This window comes from Tabrizicola caldifontis, assembly GCF_004762095.1.
Lineage (GTDB): Bacteria > Pseudomonadota > Alphaproteobacteria > Rhodobacterales > Rhodobacteraceae > Tabrizicola > Tabrizicola caldifontis.
Genome location: NZ_SIJH01000004.1, coordinates 166,858 through 182,216, shown reverse-complemented (window position 1 = coordinate 182,216; position 15,359 = coordinate 166,858). Strand labels below are relative to the sequence as shown.

The 15,359-nt window shown below is 65.8% G+C and carries 11 protein-coding genes; 6 read left to right on the top strand and 5 right to left on the bottom strand.

The annotated features are described in order from the left end of the window. The first annotated feature begins 9 nt into the window (after positions 1–9). The 3 genes from EYB42_RS04865 (at position 10) to EYB42_RS04855 (ending at position 4,697) form a co-directional block, all read left to right on the top strand. Positions 10–2,559, top strand: coding sequence for a penicillin-binding protein 1A (locus EYB42_RS04865; RefSeq protein WP_135448730.1), 2,550 nt, complete (start codon positions 10–12; stop codon positions 2,557–2,559). Between the two features lie 90 nt (positions 2,560–2,649). Further along, on the top strand, positions 2,650–3,777 hold the full coding sequence (gene prfB / locus EYB42_RS04860) for a peptide chain release factor 2 (RefSeq protein ID WP_135448729.1): 1,128 nt from the start codon (positions 2,650–2,652) through the stop codon (positions 3,775–3,777). A gap of 152 nt (positions 3,778–3,929) precedes the next feature. Next, positions 3,930–4,697 carry a DUF2189 domain-containing protein gene (locus tag EYB42_RS04855; RefSeq protein ID WP_135448728.1) on the top strand — a complete coding sequence of 256 codons (768 nt, stop codon included), beginning with the start codon at positions 3,930–3,932 and terminating at the stop codon, positions 4,695–4,697. On the opposite strand, the gene EYB42_RS04850 is transcribed toward EYB42_RS04855, so the two are convergent. From EYB42_RS04850 to EYB42_RS04830, 5 genes are all read right to left on the bottom strand, one after another. Next, positions 4,676–6,028, bottom strand: a complete 1,353-nt coding sequence (locus tag EYB42_RS04850; protein WP_240783968.1) for an MFS transporter — start codon at positions 6,026–6,028, stop codon at positions 4,676–4,678. The two genes, EYB42_RS04855 and EYB42_RS04850, sit on opposite strands and share 22 nt — an antisense overlap. Before the next feature lie 115 nt (positions 6,029–6,143). Further along, positions 6,144–6,662: a bactofilin family protein gene (locus EYB42_RS04845; RefSeq protein WP_135448726.1), complete on the bottom strand. Its 519-nt coding sequence runs from the start codon at positions 6,660–6,662 to the stop codon at positions 6,144–6,146. Beyond that, a complete protein-coding gene (locus EYB42_RS04840) occupies positions 6,652–7,989 on the bottom strand; it encodes a M23 family metallopeptidase (RefSeq protein WP_135448725.1) in 1,338 nt (445 codons plus the stop codon). The genes EYB42_RS04845 and EYB42_RS04840 overlap by 11 nt, the downstream gene beginning before the upstream one ends. Before the next feature lie 190 nt (positions 7,990–8,179). Further along, positions 8,180–8,995, bottom strand: coding sequence for a ferritin-like domain-containing protein (locus EYB42_RS04835; protein WP_240783966.1), 816 nt, complete (start codon positions 8,993–8,995; stop codon positions 8,180–8,182). A gap of 71 nt (positions 8,996–9,066) precedes the next feature. After that, positions 9,067–9,528 carry a peroxiredoxin gene (locus tag EYB42_RS04830; RefSeq protein ID WP_135448724.1) on the bottom strand — a complete coding sequence of 154 codons (462 nt, stop codon included), beginning with the start codon at positions 9,526–9,528 and terminating at the stop codon, positions 9,067–9,069. Positions 9,529–9,692: 164 nt separating this feature from the next. Here EYB42_RS04830 and EYB42_RS04825 point away from each other — a divergent pair, with 164 nt between their 5' ends. From EYB42_RS04825 to EYB42_RS04815, 3 genes are read left to right on the top strand one after another with little or no spacing between them, the layout of a single operon-like run. Continuing rightward, positions 9,693–13,040, top strand: a complete 3,348-nt coding sequence (locus tag EYB42_RS04825) for a hypothetical protein (protein WP_167850926.1) — start codon at positions 9,693–9,695, stop codon at positions 13,038–13,040. Further along, positions 13,037–14,077 (top strand): tRNA preQ1(34) S-adenosylmethionine ribosyltransferase-isomerase QueA, encoded by a 1,041-nt coding sequence (gene queA, locus EYB42_RS04820; protein ID WP_135448722.1) that lies wholly within the window; start codon positions 13,037–13,039, stop codon positions 14,075–14,077. Before EYB42_RS04825 ends, queA begins: the two co-directional genes overlap by 4 nt. Continuing rightward, positions 14,077–15,339 (top strand): MFS transporter, encoded by a 1,263-nt coding sequence (locus EYB42_RS04815; RefSeq protein WP_135448721.1) that lies wholly within the window; start codon positions 14,077–14,079, stop codon positions 15,337–15,339. Before queA ends, EYB42_RS04815 begins: the two co-directional genes overlap by 1 nt. The last annotated feature ends 20 nt before the right edge of the window (positions 15,340–15,359 follow it).

Below are 15,359 nucleotides of genomic sequence, written 5' to 3'. Positions count from 1 at the left end.
GGGGCGCGCGTGCTTCGTTTCGTCGGCAATGTTCTGGGCGGCATCTTTTCGGCGGTGACGCTGGGCCTGGTCTTTGCCGCGCTCACGCTGGGCGGCATTTTCTACATGTATTCCCGTGACTTGCCCAGCTATGAAAGCCTGGCGCAATACACGCCTGCCACGATCAGCCGCATTTATTCCGGCGAAGGCGAGATCATCGACGAATTCGCCCGCGAACGCCGCCTGTTCGTGCCAGCCGAGGATATCCCCGATCTGGTGAAGCAGGCCTTCATCAGCGCAGAGGACAAGAACTTCTATACCCACCACGGCTATGACACGCGCGGGATGATCGCCGCCGTGGTCGAGGCCGTGCGCACGCGGGGCGAAAGGGTTCGGGGTGCCTCGACCATCACCCAGCAGGTGATGAAGAACTTCCTGCTGTCCTCGGACCGGACGGCGGAACGCAAGATCAAGGAAATCATCCTGGCCGCCCGCGTCGAAGGCGCAATGAGCAAGGAAAAGATCCTGGAACTCTATCTGAACGAGATCTTCCTCGGTCAGAACTCGTATGGCGTGGCGGCGGCGGCGCAGACCTATTTCAACAAGACCCTGGCGCAGCTGTCGGTTGCCGAGGTCGCCTATCTGGCCGCGCTGGCACAAAGGCCCGGCAACCTGCATCCGGTCCGCCAGGAAAAGGAAGCCATCGCCCGGCGGAACTATGTGCTGCGCGAGATGCGAGACAACGGCTACATCGACGACGCGACCTATGAGGCAGCGCGCAACGAACCGCTGCTGACGGTCCAGGGCGGCCACTACGAGGCATTCCGCGAGGCGCTGCCGCCGCGAGACTACTTCACCGACGAAATCCGGCGCCAGCTTTCAGGCACCTTCGGGGAAGAAGAGTTCTTTTCGGGCGGTCTGACGATCCGCGCTACGGTAGACCCTGATCTTCAGGCCGCCGCCGCCGCGGCCCTGCGCGAGGGGTTGGAGAAATACGATCGATCCCAGGGGGTCTGGCGCGGAACCGGCAAGAAGATCCCGGCCGATCGGCTGACCTCGGAAGCCGACTGGCGCGCCGCTCTGGCGGAGGTCGAGGTGCCGCGCGACGTGGCCACCTGGTTTCCGGCCGTCGTGCTGGAGGTTGGCAGCAACAGCGCGCGCATCGGCATCGAGGGCGTCGCCGAGGACGAGGACGGCCATTTCATCCCTGCCGAGGATGTGACCTGGGCGCGCAAACGCCGCGCCGACGGGACGCTGGGGCCGCGCGCCAAGGTCGCCGGCGATCTGGTCGAGGTCGGCGATGTGGTTCTGGTTCGCGCGGTGACGAACGACGATGGCACCTTCCGGCGCTGGTCGCTGCGCCAGGTGCCGGAGGTGCAGGGTGCCTTCATGGCCATGGACGTGAACTCGGGCCGGGTTCTGGCGATGCAGGGCGGGTTCAGCTATCAGGATTCGGTGTTCAACCGGGCGACGCAGGCCACGCGGCAGCCTGGGTCGAGCTTCAAGCCCTTCGTCTATGCCGCGGCACTGGATTCGGGCTTTACCCCGGCGACAATCGTCGTCGATGCGCCGATCGAGGTGGACACGCCGCAGGGTCTTTGGACGCCGAAGAATGCCTCGGGCAAATACTACGGCCCCACGCCGTTGCGCACCGGCATCGAGCAGAGCCGCAACCTGATGACCGTGCGCATCGCGCAGGAAATCGGCATGCAGACGGTGGCGGCCTATGCTGAGCGCTTCGGGGTCTATGACCGGATGGGCCCGTTCCTTGCCAATTCGCTGGGGGCGCAGGAAACGACGCTGTTCAAGATGGTCGCGGCCTATGCCATGTTCGCCAATGGCGGCGAGCGGGTCGAGCCAACGCTTGTGGACAGGGTGCAGGACCGCTACGGCCGGACGATCTATCGCCACGACCAGCGCGTCTGCGAAAACTGCAGCGCCGCCGATCTGCCGCAGGGCAGGGGCGTCACCATCCGCACCAACCGCGAGCGGGTGATGAACGCGATCACCGCCTATCAGTTGACCAGCATGATGGAGGGGGTCGTCCAGCGCGGCACGGCGCGCGGCATCAACCTGCCGGTCCCGGTGGCGGGCAAGACCGGGACGACGAACGATTCGAAGGACGTCTGGTTCATCGGTTACACCTCGAACATCGCGGCCGGCTGCTACATCGGCTATGATCAGCCGCGCACCATGGCTGGCGCCTCGGGCGGGGGCTTCTGCGGGCCGGTGTTCGAAAGCTTCATGCGGGAAGCGATCAAGAAATATGGCGGCGGCAAGTTTGCCGTGCCGCCAGGTGGCTATTTCATCAAGATCGACCGCTTTACCGGCCAGCCGCTGCCCGACGATGCGACCGGCGATCATGTGGTGGCCGAATATTTCCGCGACGGCGAGACGCCGATCTTCGGCCTTGGGGCGATGGTGGATGGCGGCTTTGCAATGGGTTCGAACCTGCCGCTCTTCGCCTATGGCGAGGGCGAGGGTGACAGTGGCACCACCGTCACCAATGCCGAGGGCCAGACCGTCGTCGTGCCGAAGAAGGCCGATTTCGGCACGGTTTCCTCTGGCGGCCTGTACTGACACATCCCCCCCTGGCGCTGCCCGCGCCCTTGCCGGCGCGCGGCCAAAGCCTTATGACCGCCCGCTGAAACCTCAGGACACGACCCGAAGATGCGCGCCGAGACCCAAGCCAACATCGAAGCGATCCAGAAATCGCTGAAGCTTCTGGCCCAGCGGATGGACTGGGAGACCGCGCCGCACCGGCTGGAGGAATACGACGCCATGATCGAGGCGCCGGATCTGTGGAACGATCCGGCCCGCGCGCAGAAGCTCATGCGCGAACGCCAGGCGCTGCTGGATGCCGTCAATGGCTACAAGATGATCGACCGCGGGCTGAAGGAAAACGTCGAACTGATTGAACTCGGCGAGGCCGAGGGCGATGCCGAGATCGTGGCCGAGGCGGAAAAGGCATTGGCCGATCTGGTCAAGACTGCCCACGCCAAGGAAATGGAGGCCCTGCTGAACGGCGAGGCCGACGCCAACGATACCTTTCTGGAAATCAACGCCGGTGCAGGCGGCACCGAAAGCTGCGACTGGGCAGCCATGCTGGCACGGATGTATGTTCGCTGGGCGGAAAAGCACGGCTATACGGTCGAGCTTCAGTCCGAGACCGAAGGCGAAGGTGCGGGCATCAAGTCGGCCAGTTACAAGATCTCTGGCCACAACGCCTATGGCTGGCTGAAGACCGAGGCCGGGGTACATCGCCTTGTCCGCATCTCGCCCTATGACAGCGCGGCGCGGCGGCATACGTCTTTCTGTTCCGTCTGGGTCTATCCGGTGGTGGATGACAACATCGAGATCGAGGTGCTGGACAAGGACATCCGCATCGACACCTTCCGCTCCAGCGGTGCCGGCGGCCAGCACGTCAACAAGACCGACTCTGCCGTTCGGATCACCCACTTTCCGACGGGGATCGTCGTCACCTCGTCCCTCAAGTCGCAGCACCAGAACCGCGACATCGCGATGAAGGCGCTGAAGTCGCGGCTGTATCAGATGGAGCTGGACAAGCGGAACGCCGCGATCAACGAAGCCTACGAGAACAAGGGCGAGGCTGGCTGGGGTAACCAGATCCGGTCCTATGTGCTGCAACCCTACCAGATGGTCAAGGATCTGCGGACGGGGTATCAGACGTCCGACACGCAGGGGGTGCTTGACGGCGATCTGGACGGCTTCATGCAGGCGACGCTGGCCCTGAATGCCAGCGGCAAGAAGCGCGGCGACATCGAGGACGTGGACTGAGGCCGGCCATGTCCGCCGGTCGGTAGGCATGGCCTTGCCCGGAAAGCCTTCAGGCGCAGGCCGGCAAGCAGACAGTCGCAGCCGCGGCGGTCGGCCTGCGCCATGGCGGATCCCGCTTGCCAGATCCTTGTCGTGCCGCCTAATCTTTCGGCATGAACGACGCCACCGCCACTGCCACGCCCGAAATCAACCAGGTCGATCTTTCTGACCTGAAGGCCAGCCTTGCCCTTGGCTGGCAGGATTTCCGCCGTGCGCCGTTGCTGGGCTTCATCTTTTCGCTGGTCTATGTGCTGGGGGGCTGGCTGATCGTCTGGGCGATGACGACGAAGGGCCAGGTCTGGTGGACCCTGCCGGCCAGCGCTGGCTTTCCGATCCTGGGGCCTTTCATCGCCTGCGGCTTCTATGAAATATCGCGGCGGCTCGAGGCGGGCGAACCCCTGCGCGCGACCGAGATCTTCGGCGTCATCTTCCGCCAGAAGGACCGCCAGATCCCGGCCATCGCCGCGGTGATCGTGGTCTATTTCCTGTTCTGGAACTTCCTCGCGCACATGATCTTCGCGCTGTTCCTTGGCAATGCGACGATGACCAATGTCTCGTCCTCGCTGGCGGTGTTCCTGTCGGCGCAGGGGCTGGCGATGCTGGCCTTCGGCACAGCGGTTGGCGCAGTCTTTGCGGCGCTGCTGTTCAGCCTGACGGTGGTCAGCCTGCCGATGCTTCTGGACCGCGAGGTGGATTTCGTCACCGCAATGCTGACCAGCTTTGCCCTGGTGCGAGAAAACCCGGTCGTCATGCTGGGCTGGGGCGCGCTGATCGGGGCCTGCCTGTTTGTCGGCATGCTTCCCGGTTTCGTCGGCCTGTTCGTCGTGCTGCCGCTGTTCGGCCACGCAAGCTGGCACCTTTACCGGCGCGCGATCACCTGAGCCTTCCCCCCGATCCCCATGGCAAGCAGGGCGGCAAGCCCGGCCATGATTGCCCCGATCAGCGCGACGCTGCCGAACGCTGCGCCGGTGGCCGCCAGGTGCACGGGTCCGGCACCGGGCAAGCCGAAGCCTGGCGTCCCCGATCCGTAGGCGCGCTCGGCGACCTGCCCAAGGGCGGCAATCGCGATCAGCCCGGCGACCCGCGCCACGGCATTGTTCACGCCCGAGGCCGCGCCCTGTTCGCCGTCTTCCGCTACCTGCATCGCTGCAGCTGTAAGCGGCGCGACCGCAAGGCCCAGGCCCAGTCCGCCAAGGGCCATGAGGGGCACCACATGGCCCCAGAAATCGCCGGATGCGGCGGTCCACCACAGCCCGGCATAGGCGCAGGCGACCAGCGCCGATCCCGCCGCCATCAGTGGGCCGGGCCCGATACGATCGGCCCAGCGACCGGCTGGCGCCGAAAGCAGCCCGATCAGAACCGAGATCGGCAGGAAGGCCGCCGTCACCTGCAGTTCCGTCACGCCCCAGGCCGAAACCGCGGTCATCGGCAGATAGAACATCACGCCGTTCAACGCGAAATACAGGAACAGCGTGACCAGATTCGTCAGGCTGAAGAGACGCGAGCGGAACATTCCCAGCCGCAACATCGGCGCAGGCGCCATGGCCTGCCAGACCAGGAAGGCGGCAAGTGTCAGGGCCGTCAGAAGCCACAGCCCCAGAGGCGCCCCCGGCTGCGTCAGCGCCCAGGCCAGAAGCCCCAGGCCAAGCGTCGCCAGCACCACCCCCACCCAGTCCACCCGCAGCACGGCTGCGCCGCGATCCCCTGCGGTCCGGCCCCGGATCAGCGCCAGAGCGGCCAGGCCCAGAGGCAGATTCAGCCCGAAGATCATCCGCCAGCCTGCCTCACCGCCCCATGTGATCATCATGCCGCCCAGCACCGGCCCCAGCGCGGTCGTCATCGTCGAGGCGGCAGCCCAGAGGCCAAGCGCCCGACCGCGATCGGCGACCGGATAGGCGCGCGAGACCAGCGCCATCGAGCCTGGCACCATGAGCGCGGCGCCGATGCCCTTGACAGCGCGGGCCGCGATCATCTGACCGGGGTCAAGTGCCAGCGCACAGGCGACCGACCCGGCGACAAAGATCAGGATCCCGGCGGCGAAGACCCGAGCCGTGCCGAAGCGGTCCCCCAGCGCGCCGCCGGCCAGCACCAGCGAGGACAGGGCCAGAAGATAGGTCGCGTTGATCCATTGCGCCTGGACAAGGCTTGCCCCCAGCCCGGTGCGCATCGCGGGCATGGCGATGGCGGTCACCGAGGAATCGATGAACCCCATGGACGAAGCCAGAATTGCCGCTGCCAGAACCAGCCCGCGGTCGGCGGGCGCACAAAATGAAACGGGCACCGAGGGGTGCCCCGATGCCCTTGAAAGCCGCATGCGCGGTTCAATCTCAGCCTGCGTCGCCCGGCGCCGGTGCGACGGCCGCCGCGTCAGGCCTTGCGGAACCGGCGGTCGTCGGCCGGCCGGTGGCCAGCGGATCTTCCTGCCGCTGAACAGAGCCCTCGAAATGCGCGCCGGATTCGATGGCGATGGTCTTGTGGATGATGTCGCCTTCGACCCGTGCAGTCGATGTCAGGCGAACCTTCAGCCCGCGCACGCGCCCGATCACGCGCCCGTTCACCACGATGTCGTCGGCCACGATCTCGCCGCGAATGGTGGCGCTTTCGCCCACGGTCAGCAGGTGGGCGCGGATGTCGCCTTCGACGGTGCCCTCCACCTGGATGTCGCCGGTGGTGCGCAGGTTGCCGACCACTGTCAGGTCAGAGGACAGAACCGACACAGCCGCCTTGCCCTTCGGCGCCGAGGCAGTGAAGTCCATCGCGGGTTTGGTCATCGGGGCCTCCGGGGCTTTGGCCTTATCTGCTTCAGCCTTGGGGCCGGGCTCGTTGATGCGGCTCTTAGAAAACATTTTTCGCTGCCTTTATGAAGGTCATCGGGTTCACGGGCGATCCGTTCAGACGCACCTCGTAGTGAAGGTGGGTGCCAGTCGACCGGCCTGAATTGCCCATATCACCGATCCGGTCCCCGCGCGAGACCCTTTGGCCTACCTCGACGCGGATCTGACTAAGATGTGCATAGCGCGTCTCGACGCCGAAATCGTGGCGGATGGTCACAAGCCGGCCATAGCCGTTGTCCCATCCGGCATGAACCACCACACCGTCCGCCGTGGCGTAGATCGGGGTGCCGTAGGCGCCGGCCATGTCGGTGCCTTCGTGCATGCGGGTGCCCGCACCCTTGGGGTCACGACGGTAGCCGAATCCCGATGTCCAGCGGAAGCGGTCCTTGACCGGCATCGCGAACGGCAGCTTGAAGGCAGCGATGCGATACATGTTCATCTCGTCCAGACCGTCCAGAATTGCGTTTGCACGCAGTTCCTCGGGTGTCGGCACCGCGCCCGAAGTCGACATCGAAATCGGCGTAAGCGGCCCGCCCTGGCCGGAATAGCCGCGCCGGATGGTCTTTAACAGGTCCTCTGGCGACATGCCGGCCTCGCGGAACATCCTGTTCAGCGGCTCCATCGACACGGTGACGGCCTCTTCCAGCCGTGAGAAGATGAGATCGTTGCGCTGTTCCAGAGCGCGCTTTTCTTCCGCGATCAGACGGGCTTCCTCGCGCGCGGCGTCCGCGGCGGCAAGCATCTCGTCCCGTTCCTCGGCGGTCAGACCAAGCGCATTCACCAGGAATTCCAGTGTTGCCACTGCGTCACGGATGCGACCGATTTCGGTTGCCCCGCCGTGCTGTTCGTTCAGCGCCAGCGTAGCCCTTTCCGCCTCGGCCCGCGCCTCGTCCCGTTCCTTGATGGTCCGGCGGAGCGTTTCCTGAATGGCGTCGATTCCGGTTTCCAGTTCGCGCCGGCGGTCCTCGGAAGCAAGAAGCCGTTCCTGCATGTCCGATACCTGCGCCAGGGCAAGGTTGTATCGTTCCTGCGCACGGGCCGCTTCCTCGGCGCGCAGGTCGCGATCGGCCGACAGCGCGTTCAGCCGCTCTTCATAACGTGCCTGGGCGCGCGCCGACTGTTCGCGCGCCGACCCCGCACCGATCGTATCCATCATGATCACTGCGGTAGCGACGATGGTCCAGGCCAGCGCCAGTGTGCCCCCCACCAGCGCGATCAGCTGGGTGGCCGGGCGCAGGCGGATGAAGCGGGTTTCGGTGTCCGACTTGAGGAACAACCGCTGTTCGGGAAAATGGTGCTCCAGTGTCTGGTGAAACCGGTAGGCGAGGCGGTTCAGCACGTCTTGGTCATCCGTTTCATGCCCTTGTTGCGGGTGACAGGCGTTTCTGCCGTCAGCTGGTCCCGTCCAGCGCGTGAGGCGGCGTCGGGTGCCGTTTGATTAGCCAGCCTGTTTCAGCGCCGCAACGATTTTGACCACAGGGTGGGTTTTCCTGCCCGGTCTCGTGATTTCATCGGCAAGAAACCGCCGATCAGTCGGCGGCCTCGGCCAGCGGCCAGTAGAAGTCGGGTGGAAGGCCCGCGTCTGCGCGCTTTTCCTCGTTGAAGGGTGGCTTCAGCGCGCCGTGGAAGTAGCGTCGGACCAGCGTGTGGAACACCTCCTTCGGGTCGGTGCCGTCCCGTCCACAAAGCCAGTTGAACCATTTCGAGCCATAGGCGACATGGCCGACCTCTTCGGCATAGATCATCTCAAGCGCCGAGACTGCTGCGGTTTCGCCCGCTTTGCGGAAGATCTCGATCATGCCCGGCGTCACGTCGAGGCCCCGCGCTTCCAGCACCATGGGCACGACGGCAAGTCGGCCTTGCAGGTCGGATGCCGTATCCTCGGCCGCGCGCCACATTCCGGCATGGGCGGGCAGGGCGCCATAATGGCTGCCCATGCCTTCCAGACAGTCGCAGACCAGGTTGAAATGCTTGGCTTCTTCGTCCGCGGCCTTTACCCAGTCATCGTAGAAACCCATCGGCATCGGCTGGTCGGCGAAACGCGCGATGATGTCCCAGTGCAGATCGACCGCGTTCAGTTCGATGTGGGCGACGGCATGCAGCAGCGCGATCCGCCCCTGTAACGTGCCGGGGCGGCGGCGGGGAACGTCCTTCGGCGCCAGAAGTTCGGGCCGCGCCGGACGGGCCGGGCGCAGGGGAGGGTTTGCGCGCCCGATCGGCAGGGGCTGCCCCTGGGCGCGCGCGGCGAACCATGCTGCGGCATGTGCGCGCGAAAGCGCCGTCTTGGCGCGACCGTCAGGGGTGGTCAGCACATCGACGGCCATTTCGGCAAGGGACAAGGGCATCGGGCAGGCTCCTGCAAATCTTTCCGAAAGACTTGCAAATTCCGGCGTGAGAATTTGCGCCCGGCCTTATCTCACAGGGCCTTGACCGCCGCCAGCACCTCGTCGGCGTGGCCCTTGACGCTGACCTTGGGCCAGACGCGCACGACCTTGCCTGTGCCGTCGATCAGGAAGGTCGAACGTTCGATGCCCATGTAGGTGCGGCCATACATGCTTTTTTCGACCCATACGCCGTAGTCTTCGCAGGTGGTGCCGCCTTCGTCCGAGGCCAGGATGATGCCGAGGCCATGCTTCTTGCAGAACTTGTCATGGCTTTTCACGCTGTCCTTGGAAATTCCGATCACCGTGGCCCCGGCGGCGGTGAAGTCGGCGAGTCGCGCGTTGAAGTCCTGCGCCTCTAGCGTGCAGCCGGGGGTGTCGTCCTTGGGGTAGAAGTAGAGCACGACCTTACTGGGCCGCAGGGCAGACAGCGTGACCGTGGCGCCGCCATCGCGCGGCAGGGTGAAATCGGGGGCGGTATCGCCGGCGGAAATCATGGGCGGCTCCTTGCCTTTTTAGGGAATGTGACTTCCGTTCTAGTTGCCTTCTGCCAAAGTCAAAGGCAAGGAACCCGGTGACTTTCGGCAGGGGTCGCAGGATAGGGGCAAGGTGCGCACGGGCAGGTATGGAGGACGGAAGGGCGGCCCATCTGGCGGACAAGGTGCCTGAACGCAACAGGCAGACAGCCGAGGTCGCCACGGCCCCGGTGGGGCCCCCGCGCCGCCCTGCGCGCGGGGCGAAGCGTGTTCGCTTCAGCCTGACGGTGGTGCTGACCCTCGTCGGGCTTGCGCTTGGTTTCGGCTATCTTGCCATGGCCTACACCGGCAAGGCACTGCGCCTTCCCACGGCCGCGGTGGCCGAGATCGAGGCGCGTCTGAACGCCGGGCTTGCCGGAGACAACCTTCCAGCGGGAAGCGCGGTATCGCTGGGGGCGGTGGAAGTTGCCGTGGACGATCACTTTGCGCCGCGCTTCCGGCTGCAGGACATCAGGCTGCTGTCTGCTTCGGGCCGGTCGCTGCTGACCCTGCCCGAAGCCCTGGTTGCCTTCGATCTTGCCTCGCTGGCCGAGGGCAGGGTTCGGCCTGTCTCGGTCCGCCTGGTCGGCGCCCGGCTTGCCGTGCGTCGCGACAGCGCCGGTCGGCTGGATCTGGATTTCGGAGGGGGGGGCGCGGCAGGGCCGCAGACGGTTGCCGACGTGCTGGACGGGGCGGCGGCACTGTTTTCCACCCCCGCACTTGCCGCGCTGCGCACGATCGAGGCCGAGGCGCTGACCCTCAGCCTGACCGACGATCGCGCCCGTCGGACCTGGGAGGTGGGCGATGGGCGCCTGACGGTCGAAAGCCAGCGTGACAGGATCTCGGGCGAACTTGGCCTGACGCTGCTGGACGGACAGGCCGCGGCGCAGGCGACGCTGCGGCTGAATCTGGACAAGGCAGACGGGGCGGCCAGCTTTTCCGCCTCGATGGACAATCTGGCAGCGGGCGACCTGGCTGCCCTTGCGCCGCCGCTGGCCTTTCTGGCCGCAGTCGATGCGCCGATCTCGGGCGGGCTTGATGTCGCCATTTCCGGCGCCGGCGCGATTTCCGATCTGTCGGCCGAACTGGAACTGGCCGCCGGCAGCCTGGCGCCCGGTGGCGCGGCGCGGCCCGTTGCCTTTGACCGCGCGAGGCTGGCGCTGCGCTTCGATCCCGAGACGGCGCGGCTTAGCCTGACCGACCTTTCGGTGGAAAGCCCATCGCTGCGGTTGCGGGCAACCGGCTTCGGCTTTCTGCAGGATTCGCAGGGGGCGCCTCTGGCGTCGGGAAACCTGCCACAGATGCTGGTGATGCAGATGGCCGCGTCTGAGGTGATGGTCGATCCCGAGGGTCTTTTTGAGGAACCCGTTCGCTTTGGTCAGGGCGCGCTGGACCTGCGGTTGCGGCTGGATCCGTTCCGGGTGGAGATCGGCCAGCTTGCCCTGGTGGACGCCGGAGAGCGGCTGCACCTGAGCGGTGCGGTCACCGCCACCCCACAAGGCTGGGACGGGGCGCTGGACGTTCAGCTCGACCGTATCGATGCCGACAGGCTGCTTAAGCTCTGGCCGCTATCGGCGGTGCCGAAGACGCGGGACTGGTTTGCCAGCAATGTCGGCGCCGCCAGTCTGAGCAACGTGCGCGCCGCGCTGCGCCTGTCGCCAGGCGGGCAGCCGCGGCTGGCGCTTGGCTACGAATTCTCGGAGGCGCGGGTGCGCTTTGTCCGCACTCTGCCAGAAGTCCTGGGCGCGCGTGGACATGCCATGCTGGAAAACAACGTCTATACCGTGCGGCTTGAGCGCGGCCATGTCGTGCCGCCCGAGGGTGGGCGGATCGAGGCGGATGGATCCATCTTCCAGGTGCTGGACGTCACGCAGCGCCCGGCCACGGCAAAGATCATCCTGCGCACCTCCTCGCCGCTGACAGCCACGCTGTCGCTGCTGGACCAGCCGCCGTTCAGCTTCTTTTCCAAGGCCGGACAGCCGGTGAACCTGGGTAATGGCCGGGCCGAACTTGTCACGACGATGTATCTGCCGCTGAAGCCGCGGATCGACCTGCCGGATGTCGATTTTGTCGTGACTGGCAGGATCGTTGACTTCACCTCGCCGTCGCTGGTGCCGGGCCGTATCCTGCGGTCTGACGAGATCGCGGTTGCGGTGGACACCGACGGAATGGAGCTGTCGGGCAGGGGTGTGCTGGACCGCATGCCCGTCGATCTGACCTATGTGCAGGGCTTCGGCCCCGACCAGAACGGACGCGCGCGGGTGAATGGCACGGTGATGCTGTCCGATGTGGCACTCAGGGATCTGGGGGTCGAATTGCCCGAGGGCAGCGTTCGCGGCGAAGGGCCGGCGGCGATCGATATCGCGCTGGTCAAGGACCAGCCGCCGCAACTGACGCTGACCTCGACCCTGGCCGGCCTTGCGCTGCGGCTGGATGCGTTGGACTGGTCCAAGCCCGCAGGTACCCGCGGTTCCCTGGACCTGGAGGCGCGCCTGACCCGCACGCCCGAGGTGGAGCGGCTCAAGTTTTCGGCGCCTGGTCTGCAGGCCGAGGGCCGGATCACCACGCGCGAGGGCGGCGGCCTCGATACTGCGCAGTTCACGCGGGTCAGGGCAGGCGACTGGCTGGACGCGCCCGTGACACTGAAAGGCGGCGGTCGGGGCGGGGCGCTGGATGTGGCCGTGACCAGTGGGCGGATCGACATCCGTCGCATGCCGGACGGCAGCACTGGCAGCGGGGCGGGCCTGGGCGGAACGATCCGGCTGGCCCTGGACCGGCTGGTGATCAGCGACGGGATCAGTCTGACCGGGTTCAGCGGTGAATTCCGGCAACGCGGCGGGTTGAACGGCCAGTTCCGCGCCGGCGTCAACGGCCAGGGCGAGGTTCTGGGCACCATGGCGCCGGCCGTTGGTGGCAGCGCCTTCCGCATCACCTCGCGGAATGCGGGCACGGTGATGGCGGCGGCCGGCATCTTCGACAAGGGCCGCGGGGGCGAACTGGACTTGACGCTTTTGCCGCGCGGGCCGGCGGGCCAGTATGACGGCCGCGCCACATTTACCCGGATGCGGGTGCAGGGTGCGCCGGCGCTGGCCGAGCTTCTGTCGGCGATTTCGGTCGTGGGTCTGCTGGAGCAGATGGGCGGAGAGGGGCTGGCCTTCAACAATGGCCAGGTCAGCTTCATCCTGACGCCAGAGGCGGTGGAGATAAGCCAGGGCTCGGCCGTGGGTGCCTCGCTTGGCATTTCCTTTGCCGGGCTCTATCAGACCGGAAGCGGACGGATGGACCTGCAGGGCGTGATCTCTCCGATCTATCTGGTCAATGGGGTCGGACAGATCTTTTCGCGCCGGGGCGAGGGGCTTTTCGGCTTCAACTACCGGGTGACAGGGACAGCCGAGGCGCCGAACGTGTCGGTCAATCCCCTCTCGGTCTTCACGCCCGGCATGTTCCGCGAAATCTTTCGTCAGCCCCCGCCGAATCTGAAGGATGCCGGATGAAACTTTCCGATTTCGATTTCGACCTGCCGGAGCATCTGATCGCCACCCGGCCTGCGCGGCCGCGCACCCATGCACGGCTGCTGCTGGCCGAAGGCGACCGGATCAGCGACCGGCATGTCTTTGACCTGGTGGAGATCTTCCGCCCCGGCGACCGGCTGGTGCTGAACAACACCAAGGTTCTGCCCGCCCGCCTGTTCGGCACGCGGCAACGTGGCGACGCTGTCGCCAGGATAGAGGTGACGCTGCTGGAGCCCGTTTCGCAGGGCTGGCGCGCGCTGGCCAAGCCCCTGCGCAAGGTGCAGGCGGGCGAGGTGATCCGCTTTTCTGACCGTCTGTCCGCAACCGTGGCCTCGAAGTCCGAAACTGATCTGACGCTGGCCTTTGACCTGACGGGCGAGGATTTCGACGCCGCACTGGCCGAGGCAGGTGTCATGCCCCTGCCGCCCTACATCGCCGCCAAGCGCGCAGCGGATGACCAGGACAAGACCGACTATCAGACCGTCTTTGCCCGCCATGCGGGGGCGGTGGCTGCCCCCACTGCCAGCCTTCACTTCGACGAACCGCTGTTGCGGGCGCTGGCGGCGAAGGGGGTGGATTTCACCGAGGTCACCCTGCATGTCGGTGCCGGTACCTTCCTGCCGGTAAAGGTCGAGGACGTGACAACCCACCGGATGCACGCCGAATGGGGTCGCGTCACCGCGGCGGCGGCGGCAGAGATCAATGCAACCAGGCGGGCAGGGGGACGGGTGATTCCGGTCGGCACCACCGCGTTGCGTCTGATCGAAAGCGCAGCCGACGAGGCCGGCGTCCTGCACCCCTTCGAGGCCGAAACCGACATCTTCATCTATCCCGGCTACCGCTTCCGCGTAACCGACGCGCTGATGACAAACTTCCACCTGCCGAAATCGACGCTGATGATGCTGGTTGCGGCGCTTATGGGAAAGAGCCGGATCGACAGGATCTATCAACATGCGATCCAAAAGGGCTATCGCTTCTTTTCTTACGGCGACAGCTCGCTTCTGATCCCGGAGCCCTGATGCTGCGCGTTCTTACCCAGTCCTGGCCGCTGCTGATGGGCGTAATGCTGCTGATGGTCGGCAACGGCATCCAGGGCACGCTGCTGGGTATTCGCGGCAATCTGGAAGGGTTCACGACCTATCAACTGTCCTATGTGATGGCGGCCTATTTCGTGGGTTTCCTGTTCGGATCATGGGCCGCGCCGCGGATGATCCGGCGTGTGGGGCATGTGCGGGTCTTTGCGGCCATGGGGTCGCTGATCTCGGCGGTGCTGGTGATCTACCCGGTCTATCCTGACTGGATGGCCTGGACGTTGCTGCGGGTTCTGGCAGGATTCTGCTTTTCCTGCGTCTACATCACCGCGGAAAGCTGGATCAACAATACCTCCGGGAACGAGACCCGGGGTCAGGCGCTTTCTGCCTACATGATCGTCCAGATGCTGGGGATCATCGCATCGCAGGTAATCCTGAATCTGCCGGATCCTTCGGGTTTTGCACTGTTCATCATCCCTTCGGTGCTGGTCTCGCTGGCCTTCATGCCCATCCTGCTTGCCCCCACGCCCGTGCCCGCCTTCGACACCACCCGCCGCCTGCCCTTTGCGGATCTGTTCCGTATCTCGCCCCTGGGCTGTGCGGGCATGCTGCTGACTGGGGGCGTGTTTTCCGCAATGTTCGGCATGGCCGCAGTCTGGGGCGCGCAGGAGGGGCTGACGGTGCGCGAGATCTCGATCTTCGTGGGCGCGCTCTACGTCGGTGGGCTGGTGCTGCAATACCCGATCGGCTGGGCATCAGACCGGATGGACCGGCGCACGCTGATCATGGGGCTGTCGGCCATGGCGGCGCTGACCATGCTGGTTGCCGCCTTCGTGCCGCTTCCCTTTGTCGCGCTTATTCTGGTGGCGCTGCTTCTGGGCGGAATCACAAACCCGGTCTATGCCCTGCTGATCGCCTATACCAACGACTTCCTGACCCGCGAGCAGATGGCCGCAGCTTCGGCGGGGCTGATCTTCCTGAACGGTTTCGGGGCGATCTTCGGCCCCACCGCCACCGGCTGGATGATGGAGACCGTTGGCCCACGCGGATTCTTCCTGTTCATCGGCATCCTCTATGTCGCGCTGGCGGCCTATGCGCTGTACCGGATGACCCGCCGCGCCGCGCCGCAGGTGACGGGTGCCTTCCGCACGGTGACGCCGACGGCCTCGCCGCTGGCCGTTGGGGCTGTGCTGGACGACGCCTCGGTCGAGGTGCAGGCAGAGGTGCAGGCTGGGGCTGGGCAGACATAGGCGGTTGCGGCCCGCGCCAT